General features: G+C 68.0%; 11 protein-coding genes, 1 tRNA gene and 1 other RNA gene (1 of these 13 cut by a window edge). 6 read left to right on the plus strand and 7 right to left on the minus strand.

Going from position 1 to position 19,188, the window contains the following annotated elements:
* Nucleotides 1-8,601 carry the 3' portion of a non-ribosomal peptide synthetase gene (locus tag A5781_RS25840; protein WP_067203884.1) on the plus strand. 8,010 nt of this gene lie to the left of the window's left edge, so only the last 8,601 of its 16,611 coding nucleotides appear in the window; its start codon lies off the left edge, out of view; it ends in the stop codon at nucleotides 8,599-8,601.
* 13 nt (nucleotides 8,602-8,614) lie between these two features.
* Here the strand turns inward: A5781_RS25840 and A5781_RS08955 are convergent, their stop codons facing one another.
* Nucleotides 8,615-9,622, minus strand: a complete 1,008-nt coding sequence (locus tag A5781_RS08955) for a class I SAM-dependent methyltransferase (RefSeq protein WP_082939286.1) — start codon at nucleotides 9,620-9,622, stop codon at nucleotides 8,615-8,617.
* A gap of 45 nt (nucleotides 9,623-9,667) precedes the next feature.
* Between A5781_RS08955 and A5781_RS08960 the strand changes: the two genes are divergently transcribed.
* Nucleotides 9,668-10,444 carry a methyltransferase domain-containing protein gene (locus A5781_RS08960; protein WP_067203904.1) on the plus strand — a complete coding sequence of 259 codons (777 nt, stop codon included), beginning with the start codon at nucleotides 9,668-9,670 and terminating at the stop codon, nucleotides 10,442-10,444.
* Here the strand turns inward: A5781_RS08960 and A5781_RS08965 are convergent.
* Entirely contained in the window at nucleotides 10,441-10,878 is a 438-nt protein-coding gene (locus A5781_RS08965; RefSeq protein ID WP_067203886.1) for an SRPBCC family protein, read from the minus strand. The genes A5781_RS08960 and A5781_RS08965 overlap by 4 nt on opposite strands.
* Nucleotides 10,879-10,944: 66 nt before the next feature.
* On the opposite strand from A5781_RS08965, the gene A5781_RS08970 reads away from it, so the two are divergent.
* Together A5781_RS08970 and A5781_RS08975 are read left to right on the plus strand one after the other, a co-directional pair.
* The gene (locus tag A5781_RS08970) at nucleotides 10,945-12,336 is read left to right on the plus strand and encodes an FAD-binding oxidoreductase (protein ID WP_067203887.1); all 1,392 of its coding nucleotides are present in this window, start codon (nucleotides 10,945-10,947) and stop codon (nucleotides 12,334-12,336) included.
* A 5-nt stretch (nucleotides 12,337-12,341) separates the two neighbouring features.
* Nucleotides 12,342-13,652 carry a class I SAM-dependent methyltransferase gene (locus tag A5781_RS08975; protein ID WP_369817702.1) on the plus strand — a complete coding sequence of 437 codons (1,311 nt, stop codon included), beginning with the start codon at nucleotides 12,342-12,344 and terminating at the stop codon, nucleotides 13,650-13,652.
* Nucleotides 13,653-13,691: 39 nt separating this feature from the next.
* Here A5781_RS08975 and A5781_RS08980 read toward each other — a convergent pair whose 3' ends face one another.
* The 3 genes from A5781_RS08980 to ffs all read right to left on the minus strand — a co-directional run bounded on the left by A5781_RS08980 (nucleotide 13,692) and on the right by ffs (nucleotide 17,005).
* On the minus strand, nucleotides 13,692-15,506 hold the full coding sequence (locus tag A5781_RS08980) for a DNA polymerase III subunits gamma/tau (protein ID WP_067203888.1): 1,815 nt from the start codon (nucleotides 15,504-15,506) through the stop codon (nucleotides 13,692-13,694).
* Between the two features lie 55 nt (nucleotides 15,507-15,561).
* Entirely contained in the window at nucleotides 15,562-16,854 is a 1,293-nt protein-coding gene (locus A5781_RS08985) for an aminotransferase class I/II-fold pyridoxal phosphate-dependent enzyme (RefSeq protein ID WP_156624511.1), read from the minus strand.
* Nucleotides 16,855-16,910: 56 nt separating this feature from the next.
* Nucleotides 16,911-17,005: signal recognition particle sRNA small type (gene ffs, locus A5781_RS08990), an RNA gene on the minus strand.
* Nucleotides 17,006-17,079: 74 nt separating this feature from the next.
* On the opposite strand from ffs, the gene A5781_RS08995 reads away from it, so the two are divergent.
* Nucleotides 17,080-17,165, plus strand: a tRNA-Ser gene (locus A5781_RS08995).
* Between the two features lie 91 nt (nucleotides 17,166-17,256).
* The gene (locus A5781_RS09000) at nucleotides 17,257-18,039 is read left to right on the plus strand and encodes a hypothetical protein (protein ID WP_067203890.1); all 783 of its coding nucleotides are present in this window, start codon (nucleotides 17,257-17,259) and stop codon (nucleotides 18,037-18,039) included.
* Here the strand turns inward: A5781_RS09000 and A5781_RS09005 are convergent, their stop codons facing one another.
* Nucleotides 18,040-18,783, minus strand: a complete 744-nt coding sequence (locus tag A5781_RS09005; protein ID WP_082939287.1) for an enoyl-CoA hydratase/isomerase family protein — start codon at nucleotides 18,781-18,783, stop codon at nucleotides 18,040-18,042.
* A 14-nt stretch (nucleotides 18,784-18,797) separates the two neighbouring features.
* Nucleotides 18,798-19,178, minus strand: coding sequence for a hypothetical protein (locus A5781_RS09010; protein WP_067203892.1), 381 nt, complete (start codon nucleotides 19,176-19,178; stop codon nucleotides 18,798-18,800).
* Nucleotides 19,179-19,188: the final 10 nt, after the last annotated feature.

Raw genomic sequence — 19,188 nt, forward strand, 5'->3', positions numbered from 1 at the left:
GCCCGGATCCAGTTCATGATGGCGGACGCCGCGCCGATCGCCGCGGTCACCACCACCGGGCTGGCCGACCGGCTGCGCGGGTACGACGTGCCGGCCATCGCCACCGACGACCCCGCCGTTGATGCCCGCCCAGACACGGGCCTCCCGCCGCCGGGCCCCGATGACGTCGCCCACATCATCTACACCTCGGGCACCACAGGTGTCCCCAAGGGCGTCGCCGTCACCCACCACAACGTCACCCGGCTGTTCGACTCACTCGCCGTCGGCGTGGAGCCGGGGCCGGAAAAGGTGTGGACGCAGTGCCACTCCTACGCCTTCGACTACTCGGTGTGGGAGATCTGGGGCGCCTTGCTGCACGGCGGCCGCCTGGTCGTGGTGCCCGAGGCGGTGGCGGCCGCACCGGACGACTTCCACGCCTTGCTCGTGGCTGAAAGGGTCAGCGTCTTGAGCCAGACCCCGTCGGCCGTGGCGACGCTCTCACCCGAGGGTCTGGGGCCGGCGGCGTTGATGGTCGCCGCCGAGGCCTGCCCGGGCGACGTGGTGGATCGGTGGGCGCCCGGGCGGGTGATGATCAACGGCTACGGCCCGACCGAGACCACGGTTTACGCCGCGATCAGCGCCCCGCTGATGGCGGGGTCGGCGGTGGTGCCCATCGGTGCACCGGTGCCAGGGGCGGCCCTGTTCGTGCTGGACGGCTGGCTGCGGGCGGTGCCGTTCGGCATGGTCGGGGAGTTGTACGTGGCCGGCCGCGGCGTCGGGTGTGGCTATCTGCGCCGGGCCGGGCTGACCGCGTCGCGGTTTGTGGCCTGTCCGTTCGGGGAGCCCGGAACACGCATGTACCGCACCGGGGATCTGGTGCGGTGGGGCGCCGACGGGCAGCTGCAGTATCTCGGCCGCGCCGATGAGCAGGTCAAGATCCGCGGATACCGCATCGAACTCGGTGAGATTCAGGCGGCACTGGCCGCGCTGGACGGGGTGGAGCAGGCGGCGGTGATCGCCCGCGAGGACCGCCCGGGCGACAAACGATTGGTGGGCTACCTCACCGAGTCCGTCCCCGGGGCGGTGGACCCAGCCGCGATCCGTGCCCGGCTCGCCGAACGGCTACCGGCCTACATGGTCCCCGCCGCGGTGATGGTGGTTCGGGCACTGCCCCGCACGGTCAACGGCAAGCTCGACAGGCGCGCCCTGCCGGCACCCGAATACCGGGCCGGCCCTTACCGGGCGCCCGCCGATGTGGTTGAAGAGGTGCTGGCCGGTGTGTACGCCCAGACCCTGGGCCTGGAGCGGGTCGGGGTCGACGAGTCGTTCTTCGACCTGGGCGGCGATTCGCTGTCGGCGATGCGCCTGGTCACCGCGATCAACAAGATCCTGGATACCAACCTGGCGGTGCGCACGATCTTCGACGCGCCGTCGGTCAGAAGCCTGAGCCAGCTGTTGGGTAGGGACGGCAGGCTGCTGGAAGCAGCCCCGGCCGTGAGCCCGGCCAGCGATCGGTGCTTCGCGTCCGTGCACGGCGGCGATACCGCCGAGCTGCGCGCCGGCGATCTCGCGCTGGACAAGTTCATCGACGCCCCGACGCTGTCGGGCGCCCCCGGCCTGCCCCGGGCCACGACCGAGCCGCGGACCGTCCTGCTCACCGGGGCCACCGGTTTCCTCGGCCGCTACCTGGTCCTGCAATGGCTCGAGCGAATGCAACTCGTCGACGGCACCCTGATCTGCCTGGTGCGCGGAACTTCCGCCGACGATGCGCGACGCCGGCTGGACAAGACCTTCGACAGCGGCGACCCGAAGCTCTTGCGCCACTACCAGGAACTGGCCGCCGATCATCTCGAGGTCATCGCCGGCGACAAGGGCGAAGCCAACCTCGGCCTGGACCGGCAGACCTGGCAGCGGCTGGCCGACACCGTCGATCTGATCGTCGATCCCGCCGCGCTGGTCAACACCGTGTTGCCCTACCGCGAACTGTTCGGGCCGAACGTCATGGGCACCGCCGAGCTGATCCGGATCGCACTCACCACCAAGATCAAGCCCTACGCCTACGTGTCGACTTCGGACGTCGGCCGCCAGATCGAGCGGTCGCTGTTCACCGAGGACGCCGACATCCGGGTCATCAGCCCGATCCGCACCGTGGACGGGAGTCTGGCCAACGGCTACGGCAACAGCAAGTGGGCCGGCGAGGTGCTGCTGCGGGAAGCGCACGACCTGTGCGGGGTGCCGGTCTCGGTCTTCCGCTCCGGCATGATCCTGGCCGACACCACCTACGCGGGGCAGCTCAACCTGCCGGACACCGTGACCCGCATGATGCTGAGCATCCTGGCCACCGGCGTCGCGCCCGCCTCGTTCTTCCAGCTCGACCCCGACGGCAATCGGCAACGCGCACACTTCGACGGGCTGCCCGTCGGCTTTATCGCCGAGGCGATCGCCACGCTGGGCGCCCAGGCCGGCCGGGATTCATCGAGTGGCTTCCAGACCTACCACGTGATGAACCCGCACGACGACGGCATCGGGCCCGACGAGTACGTCGACTGGCTGATCGAGGCGGGCCATCCCATCCAGCGGATCGACGACTTCGGGGAGTGGTTGCAGCGATTCGAGGCCGCCCTGCGTACCCTGCCGGATCGACAGCGCCGGCACTCGGTGCTGCAGATGTTGCTGTTGCGCAACGCTACTCAGCTGCATCCCCCCGAGCCGAGCCGCGGGTCCTACGCGCCGACCGACCGGTTCCGCGCCGCGGTCCAAAACGCAAAGATCGGCCCCGACAAGGACATCGCGGACATTCCGCACGTGACGGCGCCGATCATCATCAAGTACGCCACCGACCTGCAACTGCTCGGACTGCTGGGTGCGGACCGGGTCGGAGCCGACGACTCGCGCCGAGATGCGGGTCGGCGTAAGCCGTTGGTGGCCGGTCCGCGGCCCGCAGTGGTCCCGCTGTCGTTCGCCCAAAGCCGGCTGTGGTTCCTCAACCGCTTCGAGGGCGGGGTTGCGACCTACAACATGCCGATCGCTTTTCGGATGAGCGGGCCCCTGAACGTCGCGGCGTTGGAATCGGCCCTCGACGATGTCGTCGCCCGCCACGAATCGCTGCGCACCATATTTCCCGACATCGACGGTGTGCCGTTTCAGCAGGTGATGCCGGCCAAGGCGGGCATGTGGCGAGGCGGGGACCCGGCTGTCACGTTTTTGCCGGAGCAGGATGTCGCCGCCCACGTGATCGCGCTGGCGGGTTATCGGTTCGATTTGTCCGCGGAGATCCCGGTCCGTGCGCAGATCTATTCCGTCGGGCCCGAGCGGCATGTGGTGACAATCGTGTTGCACCACATCGCTTTTGACGGATGGTCGTTCGCGCCGATGGTCAGGGACATCGCCGAGGCGTACCGGGCGCGGGCGCGGGCGGAGGCGCCGCGGTGGGCACCGTTGCCGGTGCAGTATGCGGATTACACGCTTTGGCAATCGGAGTTGTTGGGCGCTGAGTCCGATCCGGATAGCGTCATCGCGGGCCAGTTGCGGTACTGGCGGCAAGAACTGGCCGATCTGCCGGTAGTGGCGTCGCTGCCGACGGATCGGTCCCGTTCGCCGGAGCCCAGTTTCCGCGGTGATGCGATCGACGTGGCCATCGACCCGCAAATCTGGGCGGGCGTCAAAGGCGTTGCGGCAGAGCATAATACGACGGCATCGATGGTGCTCCAAGCGGTGGTGGCGGTGCTGTTGCACCGAGTCGGCGTCGGTGAGGACGTGGTGATGGGCACGCCGATCGCCGGACGGTTGGATCAGGCGCTCGACGATCTGGTCGGGTTCTTCGTCAACACCTGGGTGTTGCGGGTGGGGATCACTTCTGCGCACCGGTTCAGCGATGTGCTCCAGCAGGTGCGCCACAAGGCGCTGGATGCCTACGGCAATCAGGATGTCCCGTTCGAGCGGCTGGTCGAGCAGCTGAATCCCGCGCGATCCACGGCACACCATCCACTGTTTCAGGTGTTCATGGCCTTCCAGAACAATGTGCGCCCCGAGGTGTTGTCGTTCGACGAGCTCAGTGTCGAGCCGCTGACGGCGGCGACGGGCACCGCCAAATTCGACCTGGAATTCGAGTTCAGCGAAGTGCCGACCGACGATCCGGCGGCGCCGATGGCCACCGGTGTGGTGACGTATGCCACCGATCTGTTCGACCGGGCCACCGCCGAGCGGTTGGTCGCCTGGCTTGGACGCCTGATCGAGGCGGTGGTGGCGGATGCGTCGGTGGTGGTGGGGGACGTCCCGCTGCTCGATCGCCGCGAGCGGGACTCGATGCTGTCGCAGTGGTCTGGCGCCGGCGTGGGAACGCCCGTGGAGGTGGCGCCGGAGTTGTTGGCCGCGGCGGTGGCTGCCCGCCCCGACGCGGTGGCGGTGGTGGACGGCGCCCGGGAGGTGTCGTATCGAGAGCTGGATGAATGGTCGACGCGGTTGGCGCGGATGCTGATCGAGGCCGGGGTGGGTCCCGAGCATGCCGTGGGCGTGGTGATGGATCGGTGTCTGGAGTTGGTGGTGGCCTGGTGGGCGGTGGTCAAGGCCGGCGGGGCTTATGTGCCGGTGGATCGGGCCTATCCGGTCGAACGGGTCGCCACGATGCTGGACACGGTCTACGCGGGGTGGGTGTTGACGTGTGGCGCCGACACCGTGCCCGGGGCCGGGGCGCGCCCGGTGCTGCGCGTCGACGGGCTGGACCTGAGCGGGCGCTGCGCGGACACGATCACCGACGCCGAGCGGCTGACGCCGTTGGGGGTGGGCAACACCGCGTACGTGATGTTCACGTCGGGGTCCACCGGTGCCCCCAAAGGGGTCGCCGTCAGCCACGCCGGTCTGCTGGCGGCGGCACTCGGCGAGGGCGTCGGGTTAGGAGCGGATTCGCGGCTGCTGATGGTGGCCTCGCCGACCTTCGATGTTTCGGTCGGCGAGTTGTTGGCGGCGGTGAGGTCGCGGGCGGCGCTGGTGGTGGCGGGCAGGGACGCCTACGCGGGGGAGGCGTTGACCACGTTGCTGCAACGCCAGCAGGTCAATGCGGCGGTATTCACCCCGACGGTGTTGTCGTCGCTGGATCCGAACCGGCTGCAGGGCGTGGACACGCTGATCACCATCGGGGAGGCCCTGCCGGCCGAGTTGGCGGCCTCCTGGGCGCCGGGCCGGCGGATGTTCAACACCTACGGCCCCACCGAGACCACGATCTGGGTCACCTGCACTGCGCCGCTGTCGGCGGGGCAGCCGGTGGGCATCGGCGCCCCGCTGCCCGGAGCGTGCGCGGTGGTTCTCGACGCCCGGCTGAACCCGGTGCCCAGGGGAGTGGTCGGCGAGTTGTATGTGAGCGGGCCGGTGCTCGCGCACGGCTATCTGGGCCGGGTCGACCTGACCGCGGAACGGTTCGTCGCGAATCCCTATGGCGCTGCCGGCGCGCGGATGTACCGCACCGGTGATCTGGTGCGCTGGACGCGGGACGGAACCCTGGACTACCTGGGCCGCGCCGATACCCAGATCAAATTGCGCGGACAGCGCATCGAACTGGGCGAAATCGAAAACACCCTGCTGTCGTGCCCGCAGGTCACCCAGGCGGCCGCAACCGTGCACCACACCAAGACCGGAGCGCACCTCGTCGCCTACCTCACCCTCGAGCGCAGCGCCGGAACCGACCATGACGCCGAAACCGTCGAAGGGTGGCAGCACGTCTGGGACGAGCTGTACGGCACCCAGGTCGGGGAGTCGGCGTTCGGCATGGATTTTCGGAGTTGGAACAGCAGCTACACCGGGGATCCGATTCCGCTCGAGGAGATGGTGGAGTGGCGCTCGGCAGCGGTGGATCGGATCGTCGCCCTGCGGCCGCGAAGAGTGTTGGAGATCGGCGCGGGCTCAGGGTTGGTGCTGTCGCAGATCGCCCCGCACTGTGAGCACTACGTCGCCACCGACATCTCGCCGGCGGCCATCGAATACCTGGCCCGCTCGCTGGAGAGGTTGCAGATCCCTTGGCGCGACCGGGTCCAGCTGCTGACCCAACCCGCCCATGTGGTCGAGGGGCTGCCGCCCGGCTACTTCGACACCGTCGTTCTCAACTCGGTCATCCAGTACTTCCCCAATCGGCAATACCTGGCCGAGGTCATCGACAACGCCATGGATCTACTGGCCCCCGGCGGGGCCCTCTTCCTCGGCGACGTCCGCAACCACACCCTGCAAGCCGCCTTCCAAACCGCGGTCGCGCTGGCCCGCACCGACAGCACGGACACCACCGAGATCCGCCAGTGGGTTCAGCGCGCCATGCTCAGCGAATCCGAATTGCTCTTAGCCCCGGAGTTTTTCCTTACCTGGGCCGCCGACCGCCCATCAGTGGCCGGGCTCGACATCGAAGTCAAACGCGGGCTCGCCGACAACGAAGTGAACCGGTACCGCTACGACGTTGTCATCCATAAAACACCGACGCCGGCACGCTCGCTCGCGACGGTGCCCACCTGGACGTGGGCCCAATGCGCGGGGCTGGACGGGTTGCGCACCCAGTTGATGACGCAACGTCCCGCCACGATCCGCGTCGCCGACATCCCCCATACGGGAGTGATCGCCGACGTCCACGTCGAACAGGCCCTCGCGGCCGGGCTACCGCTGGCCGACGCGCTCGCCCGAGCCACGGCGACCCCCGATACCGCCACTCCCGAACAGTTGCACCGCGCCGGCGAAGCCGCCGGATATCACGTCGCGGTGACCTGGGGCGCCCAACCCGGCACCCTCGACGCCGTCTTCATCGGCCCCGAACCGCACCGCCGGCACGCCCCACCGGTGACCGATCTCTACCTGCCAGACACCCGGGCCCGCCGGAGTACCCCCCATGCCAACGAACCCCGCACCAACACCAAGGTCGGTGCGGTGCGTCAGCGTCTGAGCGCACGGTTGCCCGACTACATGGTGCCGTCTCAGATCGTCGTGCTCGAGCGATTCCCGTTGACCTCCTCGGGCAAGATCGACCGAAAGGCGCTGCCCGCGCCGGTGTTTGCCGCCACACCCTTCCAGGCGCCGCGCACCCCGACGGAGAAGATCGTGGCCGGCGTCTACGCCCAGGTCCTGGGGCTCGAGCGGGTCGGGGTCGATGAGTCGTTCTTCGACCTGGGCGGCGATTCGCTGTCGGCGATGCGCCTGATCGACTCGATCAACAAAGCCCTGGACACCGACGTGGCGGTGCGCACGGTTTTCGACGCCCCGTCCGTCAGAAGCCTGAGCGAGCGGTTGGATCGACATGACAGTCCGGCCAGCGACCTGCTCTTTGCTGCCGTGCACGGAAGTGACAGCACCGAGGTGCGCGCCGGCGATCTGAGGCTGGACAAGTTCATCGACGCCCCGACGCTGTCGGCGGCCCCGAGCCTGCCCCGGGCCACAACCGAGCCGCGGACCGTCCTGCTCACCGGGGCCACCGGTTTCCTCGGCCGCTACCTGGCTCTGCAATGGCTCGAGCGAATGCAACTCGTCGACGGCACCCTGATCTGCCTGGTGCGCGCGAAATCCGCCGACGATGCGCGACGCCGGCTGGACAAGACCTTCGACAGCGGCGACCCGAAGCTGTTGCGCCACTACCAGGAACTGGCCGCCGATCATCTCGAGGTCATCGCCGGCGACAAGGGCGAAGCCAACCTCGGCCTGGACCGGCAGACCTGGCAGCGGCTGGCCGACACCGTCGATTTGATCGTCGATCCCGCCGCGCTGGTCAACACCGTGTTGCCCTACCGCGAATTCTTCGGGCCGAACGTCATGGGCACCGCCGAGCTGATCCGGATCGCACTCACCACCAAGATCAAGCCCTACGCCTACGTGTCGACGAGCGCCGTGGGCTATCAGATCGAGCGGTCGCTGTTCACCGAGGACGCCGACATCCGGGTCATCAGCCCCACCCGCGGAATCGACCCCAGCTACGGCAACGGATACCCCAACAGCAAGTGGGCCGGCGAGGTGCTGCTGCGCGAGGCCCACGACCTGTGCGGCCTGCCGGTCTCGGTATTTCGTTGCGACGTCATCCTGGCCGACACCGCGTATGCGGGCCAGCTCAATCTGCCGGACGTCTTCACCCGGACGGCGTTGAGCATCCTGGCCACCGGCATCGCGCCCGCGTCGTTCTTCCAGCTCGATGCCGACGGCAATCGGCAACGCGCACACTTCGACGGGCTGCCGGTCGGTTTCGTCGCCGAGGCGATCGCCACGCTGGGCGCCCGGGCGGTCGACGGATTTCAGACCTACCACGTGATGAACCCGCACGACGACGGCATCGCGCTCGATGAGTACGTCGACTGGCTGATCGAGGCGGGCCATCCCATCCAGCGGATCGGCGACTTCGGGGAGTGGTTGCAGCGGTTCGAGGCCGCCCTGCGTGCCCTGCCGGATCGGCAGCGCCGGCACTCGGTCCAGGACGTGTTGCAGTTCGTGTTACACGCGGCCGAGCAGTTGCAGCCCCCGGAGCCGAGCCGCGGGTCCTACGCGCCGACCGACCGGTTCCGCGCGGCGGTCCGGGAAGCGAAAATCGGCCCCGACCATGACATTCCGCACGTAACGGCGCCGATCATCAGCCAGTACGCCACCGACCTGCGACTGCTCGGACTCCTCTAGCGCGTCCCCGTCGTCAGCGACTTCCCTTGACTTCCAGGGGCTTCCGCGCCGACGCGATCACATAGTCGGAGAAGCCGGTCGATCGTTCCCACAGCGAGACGCCACGGCATTGCGCGCGATCGTCTTCCGTCACTTCCACGACCACTTCATTCATCTTCTTCTTTGCCTGAATGCGCTGCCGGGTGTACTTGGCCATGCCCGGGTACACGTCGTCCCGGATCGATTCCACCCGGATATCCTCGAATCCCGCGGCAGCCAGCCGGCCCGAGTATTCCTCCCGGTCGTAGTAATTGGCTTTCGGAATGTGGCCGTACTTTCGGCCGAACGCGGTCGTCAGGCCGGATTTCTTGCCAGGTTTGGGAAGCATATCGGTGAGCGCAATGGTTCCTCCGGGCTTGAGGACCCGAAACGCTTCGCGGATGAATTGGTCGCGCGTGTCGAAGTGGAATGCGCATTCCAGGGCCAAGACTTTTTCGAACGACACGTCGGGAAACTCCATTGCAGTCGCGGAGCCGCACCGAATGTCGATTTGTTTCTCCAGCCCGCGCTTGGCGACGCGGTCTCGGCCCATGTCGACGTGGACCGGTGTGATGTCGATGCCCGTGATGTGAGAAACCTTGAAGCGCTCGAGAAGAACAAAATCCTGCTCCCCGAAACCGACGCCGACGTCGAGGACTCTGTCGCCTGGTTTCAACCCGGCCCGCGTCCCCAAGAGTTCGACCATCGCGACGCAAGCGTCCGGATAGGTGCGAGCGACTTTCCAGTAACCGAGGTTGAGCCACAGCGGCTTGGAGTTATTGACGTAACCCTCATTCATGAAATCGATGACGTCGTCGCCGATCATCGTGTAGTAAGCCGCGGCGTCTTTTTGTCGCATCAGGCCGTAGGACTGGGAAACTGTCCGGAACGCCCGGTGGATCGCAGAGGAATTTCCGCGCATTGTCTTCCCTTCGGGAAACCGGCAATTCATGGTAGCGCGGGCCCCGGCACGACGACCCAGATCGAGCACTTCCGTGGCCATGGATTGCACGCAAAACTCGGTCGATCGGTGCGGCCATGGTCCATGATGATCTACGTGGACATCAGCACCCACGACATCGCGAACATGCCCCGGGGCGGGCCGAACGCCTCCTGGCTGGACCGTCGGTTGCAGACCGACCGACTGGAATACCTCGACCGCGACGATGTCGACGATCTGAAGCAAAAGGTCGTCCACGCGCTCGACCGCGCCGGACGGCGACGGTTCTTGGGCGCTCATGAGAAGTTGGCCAGGATCGTGCTTGCTGAGCTGGCCGATGTGCCCTCTCCGAAGATCCTCGAGCTGGGGGGCGGCCTGGGCGGGCTGTCGAGCAAGCTGCTCGAGATGCACCCCACCGCACACGTGACGGTCACCGACATCGACCCCACGTTCGTTGCCGCCGTCGCCGCCGGGGACCTCGGCACTCACCCACGAGCCACGGTGCGGGAGATGGACGCGACCGCGATCGACGCCGCGGACGGGCAGTACGACCTCGCGGTCTTCGCGATGTCGTTACATCACCTGCCGCCCGAGCGGGCCGCCCGGGTGTTCGCCGAAGGGACCCGGGTCGCGAAAAAGTTGTTGATCATCGACCTCCGCCGGCCCGCGGCAGCGGTCCACTCGATGGTGTTGGCGGCGACGTGGCCGTTCACCCGGGTGAGCCCGCTGGCACACGACGGTTTCATCAGCCAGCTACGCACCTACAGCCCGTCGGCGCTGAGGGCGCTCGCCCATTTCGCCGACCCGGCGATCACCGTCGAATTCCCGAACCAACGCTTGGGCCCGACGGTGGCGGTTGCCAGCCGCGGTTCGGGCTCGGGCTAGCTTTCCAGTTCCCGCTTCAGGTTGGCCAATACCTCGCCCTGAATCCTCTTCAACCCCAACGGTGCAAAGGTCTTCTCGAAGAAGCCCTTGACGCCGCCCGCACCGGTCCAGGTGGTCTTCACGGTGACGCTGGACCCGGGTCCGGCGGGGGCCACCGTCCAGTTGATGATCATCGACGAGTTGGCGTCCTTCTCGATGACGGAATGGCCGGCGACGTCGACGTTGACCTGCACGTCGCGGACGCGAGATTTGGTGGCCTGCAGCTTCCATCTGGCGACGGTGCCCGCGCCCTGGCCGCCCTGTATCACCTGGTAATCGCTGTACTGGGGGGACAGAATCTTCGGGCGCACCTGCTGATAGTCCGCGACGGCCGCGAGGGTGGCGGCCGGCTCGGCGTTGACCAAAATTGTGCTGGCAGCACTCACCTGTCCCAAAACAACTCCTGAAGCTATGCGGCCCGCGCGTGGGTGCACGGGCTGTGGTCGAAGACTAGGGTATATGTGGTGCCTGTCCCTGGATCTGCACTCTCGGCGCACAAGTCGGGCGTTGACCGGTTGATGGCGAGTTATCGATCCATCCCCGCAACGTCCGTCGTCAGGCTCGCCAAGCCGACCTCAAACCTGTTCCGCGCCCGCACTAAACGCGACGCTCCCGGCCTGGACACGTCGGGTCTGACCGGAGTGCTGAGCGTCGATCCCGAAGCCCGCACCGCCGATGTGGCCGGCATGTGCACCTATGAGGATCTGGTGGCCGCGACGCTGCCTTACGGCCTTTCGCCACTGGTCGTCCCGCAATTGAAGACGATCACGCTCGGCGGTGCGGTCAGCGGCTTGGGCATCGAGTCGGCATCGTTTCGCAATGGTCTGCCGCATGAATCGGTGCTGGAGATGGACATCCTCACCGGCGCCGGCGAGTTGCTCACCGCATCGCGCACCCAGCATCCCGACCTGTTCCGCGCCTTCCCTAATTCCTATGGGACGCTGGGGTATTCAACGCGGCTGCGGATCGAGCTGGAGCCAATCGCGCCGTTTGTCGCGTTGCGGCACGTCCGGTTCCGCTCGCTGCCTGCGCTGATCGCGGCGATGGAACGCATCATCGATACCGGCGGGCAGGGCGGCACGCCGGTCGACTATCTCGACGGTGTGGTGTTCAGCGCCGACGAGAGCTACCTGTGCGTGGGCCGGCGAACCACCAACCCGGGACCGGTCAGCGACTACACCGGGAACAGCATCTACTACCAGTCGATCCGGCACGACTCCCCCGGGGTGGAAGCCACCAAAGACGACCGGCTGACGATGCACGACTACTTCTGGCGCTGGGAAACCGACTGGTTCTGGTGCTCGCGCGCGTTCGGTGTGCAGAACCCCCGGCTGCGGCGCTGGTGGCCGCGCCGCTACCGGCGCAGCAGCGTCTACTCGAAGCTCGTCGCCATGGACCAGCGCTTCGGCGTCGCCGACCGGATCGAGAAACGCCATGGCCGTCCCCCGCGTGAGCGGGTGGTCCAGGATGTCGAGGTGCCGGTCGAACGGACCTGCGAGTTCCTGGAGTGGTTCCTGCAGAACGTGCCCATCACCCCGATCTGGCTGTGTCCGCTACGGCTGCGCGATCACGGGGGCTGGCCGCTGTATCCGATGCGGCCGGACCACACCTACGTCAACATCGGCTTCTGGTCTTCGGTGCCGGCGGGCGCCACGGAAGGCGCCGCCAACCGGACGATCGAAGCGAAGGTGAGCGAGCTCGACGGGCACAAGTCGCTGTATTCCGACTCCTATTACGCCCGCGAGGAATTCGACGAGTTGTACGGCGGCGAGGCCTACAACACGGTCAAGAAAGCCTACGATCCCGATTCCCGGCTACTCGACCTCTACGCAAAGGCGGTGCAACGGCGATGACTTCTATTAGCGAGACCAAGGAACCCCACCGCGCCACGGCCGGAAAACTCAGCATGGCGGAGATCCTGGAGATCTTCGCCGCCACCGGGCGCCACCAGCTGAAGTTCACCGCCTACGACGGCAGCACCGCCGGCAGCAAGGACGCGGAACTGGGCCTGGATCTTCGGACCCCGCGCGGCGCCACCTACCTGGCCACCGCTCCCGGTGAACTAGGTCTGGCCCGCGCATACGTGGCGGGCGACCTGGACCTGTACGGCGTGCACCCCGGCGACCCCTACCAGCTGCTCAAGACGTTGACCGACCGCGTCCAATTCAAGCGGCCGCCGGCGCGGGTGCTCGCCAACGTGGTGCGCTCGATGGGGCTGGAGCGGCTGGTCCCGGTCCCCCCGCCGCCGCAGGAAACGCCGCCCCGGTGGCGGCGGATCGCCGACGGGCTGATGCACACCAAGACCCGCGACGCCGAGGCCATCCACCACCACTACGACGTCTCCAACACCTTCTACGAATGGGTGCTCGGCCCGTCGATGACGTACACGTGCGCGGTCTACCCCGGCGCCGACGCGACGCTGGAAGAAGCCCAGGAGAACAAGTACCGGCTGGTCTTCGAGAAGTTGCGGCTGCAGCAAGGTGATCGGTTGCTCGACGTCGGCTGCGGTTGGGGCGGCATGGTGCGCTTCGCCGCGCGGCGCGGCGTCCGGGTGATCGGCGCCACCCTGTCGGGCGAGCAGGCGAAGTGGGCGCAACGGGCGATCCAGGATGACGGTCTCGAGGACTTGGCCGAAGTCCGGCATTCGGACTACCGCGACATCCGCGAGGGCGGGTTCGACGCGGTGTCCTCGATCGGGTTGACCGAGCACATCGGCGTCAAGAACTACCCGGCCTACTTCGCGTTCCTGAAGTCGAAGCTGCGCACCGGCGGGCTGCTGCTCAACCACTGCATCACCCGCCACGACAACAAGTCGACCTCCTTCGCGGGCGGCTTCACCGACCGGTATGTCTTCCCGGACGGGGAGCTGACCGGCTCGGGACGGATCATCACCGAGGTCCAGGACGTCGGCTTCGAGGTGCTGCACGAGGAGAACTTCCGGCATCACTACGCGATGACGCTGCGCGACTGGTGCCACAACCTGGTCGAGCACTGGGACGAAGCGGTCGACGAGGTCGGCTTGGCCACCGCCAAGGTGTGGGGCCTGTACATGGCGGCCTCACGGGTCGCCTTCGAGCAGAACAACCTGCAGCTGCACCACGTGCTGGCGGCCAACGCCGACGCGCGGGGCGGCGACCACCTGCCGCTCCGGCCCTGGTGGACGCCCTAGCCCTCAGGCGCCGACCCGCGGCTATCCCGGCAGTCGAGCTCAGGCGTTATCGATCCGGCGGGCGCCCAGCTCGTTCTGTAACAGCTCGAGCGCGACCTCCTCGGGGTCGCGGCGCGGCGCGGAGGACTCCGTGCGGCCGGCTTCGGCGAGCATGTGTTCCTCTTCGTCGCGCTGCGCCACATCGGGCGGGGGCTCTGCGGCCCTCGGGGTCGGCGCGGCCGACTCGACCGGCGCTGCCGCGCCCACCTCGCAACGCACCCGCCAGTTGACGCCCAGCGCATCTTTGAGCGCTTCGGCGATGACGTCGGCGTTGCGCTGTTCGCACAGCCGCTTGGCCAGCGGCGCCGACGAATGCGTCAGCACCAGCGTGTTCTCCTCGATCGCGCGGACGGTGGCGCCCGCCAGCATCACCTCGGTGGTGCGGCTGCGCTGGCGCACCTTGTCGCGCACCGTCGGCCACATGGTCCGCACGGCGGCCGCGTTGAGTTCACCGGGCGTGGCCGGTTCCGCGATCGGCGCTGCGGCCGGTTCGGGCACGGGGGGCGACGGGACCGGTTCGGGGACCGCCTCCGGCTTGGGAACGGGCGGAGCGGACCTGGGCGGGGCGGGCGCCTTGGGCGGGGGCGGCTGCTTGCGTGGCCGGGCCGGCGCCGTCGCCGCCGGCGGGTGCGCGGCCGCCGTCTCGGAGGCGGGAATCGACATGTCCAGCCGCGTCTCGATCCGCTCGACGCGCTGCAGCAGCGCCGACTCCGTGTCGCTGGCCGAGGGCAGCAGCAGCCGCGCACAAACCACCTCGAGCAACAGGCGCGGGGCCGTCGCGCCGCGCATCTCGCCCAGCCCCGCCTGCACGACCTCGGCGTAGCGGGTCAGGGTGGCCGACCCGAGGCGGGCGGCCTGGTCGCGCATCCGGTCGAGCACGTCCTCCGGGGCGTCCACCACGCCGCGGCTGACCGCGTCGGGAACCGCCTGCAGCACGATGAGGTCGCGGAACCGCTCCAGCAGGTCGGTGGCGAAGCGCCGCGGGTCGTGGCCCGCATCGATCACCGACTCCACCGCGCCGAACAGCGCCTCGGCGTCCGACGCGGCGAGGGCGTCCACCGCGTCGTCGATCAGCGCGACGTCGGTGGCGCCCAACAGCCCGAGCGCCCGCGGATAGGTGACGTGGTCGTCCTCGGCGCCCGCCAGCAGCTGGTCGAGCACCGACAGCGTGTCGCGAGGTGAGCCGCCGCCGGCGCGGATCACCAGCGGGAACACCGCGTCGTCGACGGCGACGCCCTCCTGCTCACAGATCCGCCCGATCAACGCCCGCATGGTCTTCGGGGGCAGCAGCCGGAACGGATAGTGGTGGGTGCGCGACCGGATCGTCGGCAGCACCTTCTCCGGTTCGGTGGTGGCGAAGATGAAGATCAGGTGCTCGGGCGGCTCCTCCACGATCTTGAGCAGCGCGTTGAATCCCGCGGTGGTCACCATGTGCGCCTCGTCGATGATGAACACCCGATAGCGGGACTGCGCCGGCGCGTAGAACGCGCGGTCCCGCAGCTCGCGGGTGTCGTCCACGCCGCCGTGGCTGGCGGCGTCCAGCTCCACCACGTCGATGCTGCCGGGGGCGTTCGGAGCCAGCGCCGTGCACGAGTCGCACACCCCGCACGGATTGGCCGTCGGCCCCTGGACGCAGTTCAACGACCGCGCCAGGATGCGCGCCGACGAGGTTTTTCCGCAGCCGCGCGGCCCGGAGAACAGATAGGCGTGGTTGATCCGGCCCGCTTCCAGGGCGATCGACAGCGGTTCGGTGACGTGCTCCTGCCCCACCACCTCGGCGAAGGTTGCCGGTCGGTACTTGCGGTAGAGGGCCACGGTCAGCAGGCTACCGGCGCGAGCTGACTGGAGCCCGGCGGGCGTGTCGTCGCCGTCAGCTCACACTGGACGCGGCGGAGACGAGCAACGACTCCGTGGCCGCCAGCAGCGCGCACGTGGCCAGCCCGTCGACCGCGTCGCGCAGGTCCGGCAGCGACGGGAACGTGGGCGCGATCCGGATGTTCTTGTCGTCCGGATCTTTTCGGTAAGGGAACGACGCGCCCGCCTCGGTCACGGCGATGCCCGCGTCCTTGGCCAGCGCCACGGTCCGGCGCGCCGTACCGGGCAACACGTCGAGGCTGATGAAGTAACCCCCCTGGGGTTCGGTCCACGAGGCGATCTTGGAGTCGCTCAGCCGCTTGTCCAAAATGTCCAGCGCCAACGCGAATTTCGGCGCCAGGATCTGCTGGTGACTCAGCATGTGCAGGCGTACCCCGTCGGCATCGCGGAAGAAGCGCAGGTGCCGCAGCTGGTTGACCTTGTCCGGGCCGATCGACTTCTTCCCCGCGTACTGCAGGTACCACGCGATGTTGCCCAGCGATCCGCCCAGGAAGCTCACACCGGCACCGGCGAAGGTGATCTTCGAGGTGGACGCTAAGACGTAGGGCCGGTTCGGGTTGCCGGCAGCGGCGGACAGCCCCAGCACGTCGATCTGGTGCGGGAAGTCATGCGTCAACGTATGCACGGCGTACGCGTTGTCCCAGAACAGCCGGAAGTCCGGCGCCGCCGTCCGCATCTGGACCAGCCGGCGGACCGTTTCCCAGGAGTAGGTGATTCCGGTGGGGTTGCCGAATACCGGCACCGTCCACATGCCCTTGATGGCGGGGTCGACGGCGACCAACTCCTCGATTAGGTCGACGTCGGGACCGTCGGCCATCATCGGGACGGGAATCATCTCGATACCCATCGTCTCGGTGATGGCGAAGTGCCGGTCATAGCCGGGAACGGGGCACAGGAATTTGACGCTCGCCTCGTCCTTCCAGGGGCGCTGCGAGTCGACGCCGCCGTACAACATCGAGAAGGCGACCAGGTCGTGCATCAGCTCCAGACTGGAGTTGTTGCCCGCGATCAGGTGGGGCACTCCGATGCCGAGCAGCTCTCCGAAGATGGCCCGCAGCTCGGGCAGGCCGTGCAGGCCACCGTAGTTGCGGGTGTCGGTGCCCTCGCTGTCGCGATAGTCGTCACCGGGCAGACTCAGCAACCGGTTCGACAGATCGAGCTGCTCGGGCGCCGGTTTGCCGCGGGTCAGGTCGAGGGCCAACTTCTTGGCCTGCAGATCCGCGTAGTCCTGCTGGTTGCGCGCGTGCAGAGCCGCTAACTCTTCAGGGCTGAGGGAATCGAAAGACACCATGGGCCCTTTCGCCTTGAACGCTGGAAGATCGGTGGGGCCAAAACGGTCCCCTGCATAGGGGACCCCGCGCACCCGACAGAGCCCATTGACCCTTGCTGCCTTCCGGCCCTGGGGGAGTTCACAGGATAGACGCCGCGCGGGGTCCACGGCGAGTCTAATACCTGGCGCGAACTAGTCGACGTGCGCCTCCAGGGCCACGGCGGCCTCGGTTACCATGGCCACGGAGGATTCGCCTAGTGGCCTATGGCGCTCGCCTGGAACGCGGGTTGGGTTAACAGCCCTCGCGGGTTCAAATCCCGCATCCTCCGCAATAGGTCCGCCATGCGGGCAGCACGAATTGGTCTGGAATCGGGTCGGCCGCCTTTAGGCTGGCCTGAGCCAGTCAGCATGAGGAGGCTTATGGGGCGCAAGGTCGCCATTCCGTGGCACGCGTCGTTCTCGATCGCTGCCGGCGTCCTCTACTTCTTTTTCGTGTTGCCCCGTTGGCCGGAGCTGATGGGTGACACCACGCATTCGTTGGGGACGGCGCTTCGGATCGCGACGGGGGCGCTGTTCGCCCTGGCCGCGCTGCCCGTGGTGTTCAACCTGTTGCGGGTGCGCAAGCCGGAGCTGGGGACGCCGCAGCTGGCCCTGACCCTCAGGGTCGCCTCGATCGCGGCCCATGTGCTGGCCGGCGTGCTCATCATCGGCACCGCGATCAGCGAGATCTGGCTGAGCCTGGACGCCGCCGGACGGTATCTGTTCGCGATCTATGGCGCGGCGGCCGCGATCGGATTGCTCGGGTTCTTCGCGTTCTACCTGTCGTTCGTCGCCGAGTTGGCGCCGCCACCGCCGAAACCGATCAAGGCGAAGAAACCCAAGAAGCGTCGGTTGCGCCGCAAGGCCGGCGAGGAAGACGGCGAACCCGCCGACGAGGCGGAGGCCGACGAGGCCGAAGACGAAGAGGCCGAGGCCGACGAGTCGGAGGAAACCGAGGCCGTCAAGGCCGAGTCTTCCGAAGAGCCGGCCGAGGTAGCCACGGCTCCCGAGGCGGCGGAAGAGCCCGCCCAGGGGGTCGAGGAGACCGAAGCGACCGAGCCCAAGCTGCGCAACCGCCGCCCGACGGGCAAGGGGTCGCACCGGATGCGGCGCCGGCGCACCAGGGGCGGCGTCGCGGTCGAAGAAGACCTCGACGAGGAATAGTCAGTCGCGCCGCCGCAGGCGCTCTACGTATGCGGCGATCCGTTGCAGGGTCCCGTCCGCTCCCCACATCTGGCGGACCTCGTCGTCGACACCCCGGCCGTCGCGGATCCGCGCCATCGTCGGGGCCCGCAGCTGCGTCTTGGTCTGCCGATATGCGTCGGCCGGGATGCCGCCGAGATCCGACGCGTCCGCCACGGCCGCATCGAGGAGATCGTCTTCGACCACGCGATGGGCCAGCCCGCGGGCAACGGCCTCGGCACCGCGATAGGTGCGCCCACCCAACAGCACCTCCTCGGCGCGATCGCCGCAGGCATAGCGCATGACCTCCAGCGCGGCGACCGGAAAGGGCACGCCGACACGCACCTCCGCCGCCCCGATCTGCGCCTCGGGGCCGATGAGGCGGCGGTCGCAGGCGCACGCGAGCACGCATCCGCCCGCGATCGCGGCGCCGTTGATGGCGGCGACCGTCGGGCCCGGGTAGGCGAACATCGCCTCGAACGCCGCGGACAAAGCGGGGACCAGCCGATCGGTGTAGTCGGCGCCGCCCTCCACCACGCGGTTGAGGTCGACCCCGGCGCTGAACGCCCGGCCGCCGCCGGTGACGACCAGCGCACCGGCCTCCGAGCGCTCCAGATCGCGCACCGCCAGGGTCAGCTCGTCGAGCAGCTCGACGTCCTGGGCGTTGACCGGACCCGACGACAGGGTCAGCACCTGCACGGTTCCCACCGTCTTGATGTCGATCATGGTCACATCCTCGATCAGCGGCTCACGGCCGCGATGACGACCGGAATGTCGGTGTTCTCGTCGGTGTGATAACTCGCGCACACGCGGTGGTAGCCGTCGGCGATCTGTAACGGGGCACCGGTCGGGAAGTCACCGCGCACCAGCAGGATGGGCGACAGCGGTTGGCCCTTCTCGATCTTGGTCAGGTCGGCGGCGACGTGGGGATTGTCGACCGGCAACAGGCCCAGCCGCGCCGCCCGCAGAATGTCTTTGGCCTTGCGGTGCGTGACGGTGCCGGCCTTCAGTTTCTTGATCGCCTTCTTGACGGTCGCCGAGTCCGCCAGCATGGTGAGGTAGTCCGCCGCCGCCGGAAAGTCATGGGCCTCAGGCTTTTCCAGCCACTTCACGCTCAGCATCGCGTGCTCC

This window comes from Mycobacterium sp. 852002-30065_SCH5024008, from assembly GCF_001665645.1.
Taxonomy (GTDB): domain Bacteria; phylum Actinomycetota; class Actinomycetes; order Mycobacteriales; family Mycobacteriaceae; genus Mycobacterium; species Mycobacterium paraffinicum.

Bases quoted from the DNA above. Each gene is read 5' to 3' on its own strand.
- A5781_RS09010 (WP_067203892.1), bottom strand. From the start codon at position 19,178: ATGCTGAGCGTGAAGTGGCTGGAAAAGCCTGAGGCCCATGACTTTCCG.
- A5781_RS09005 (WP_082939287.1), bottom strand. From the start codon at position 18,783: ATGATCGACATCAAGACGGTGGGAACCGTGCAGGTGCTGACCCTGTCG.
- A5781_RS08960 (WP_067203904.1), top strand. From the start codon at position 9,668: ATGATCTACGTGGACATCAGCACCCACGACATCGCGAACATGCCCCGG.
- A5781_RS09000 (WP_067203890.1), top strand. From the start codon at position 17,257: ATGGGGCGCAAGGTCGCCATTCCGTGGCACGCGTCGTTCTCGATCGCT.
- A5781_RS08955 (WP_082939286.1), bottom strand. From the start codon at position 9,622: ATGGCCACGGAAGTGCTCGATCTGGGTCGTCGTGCCGGGGCCCGCGCT.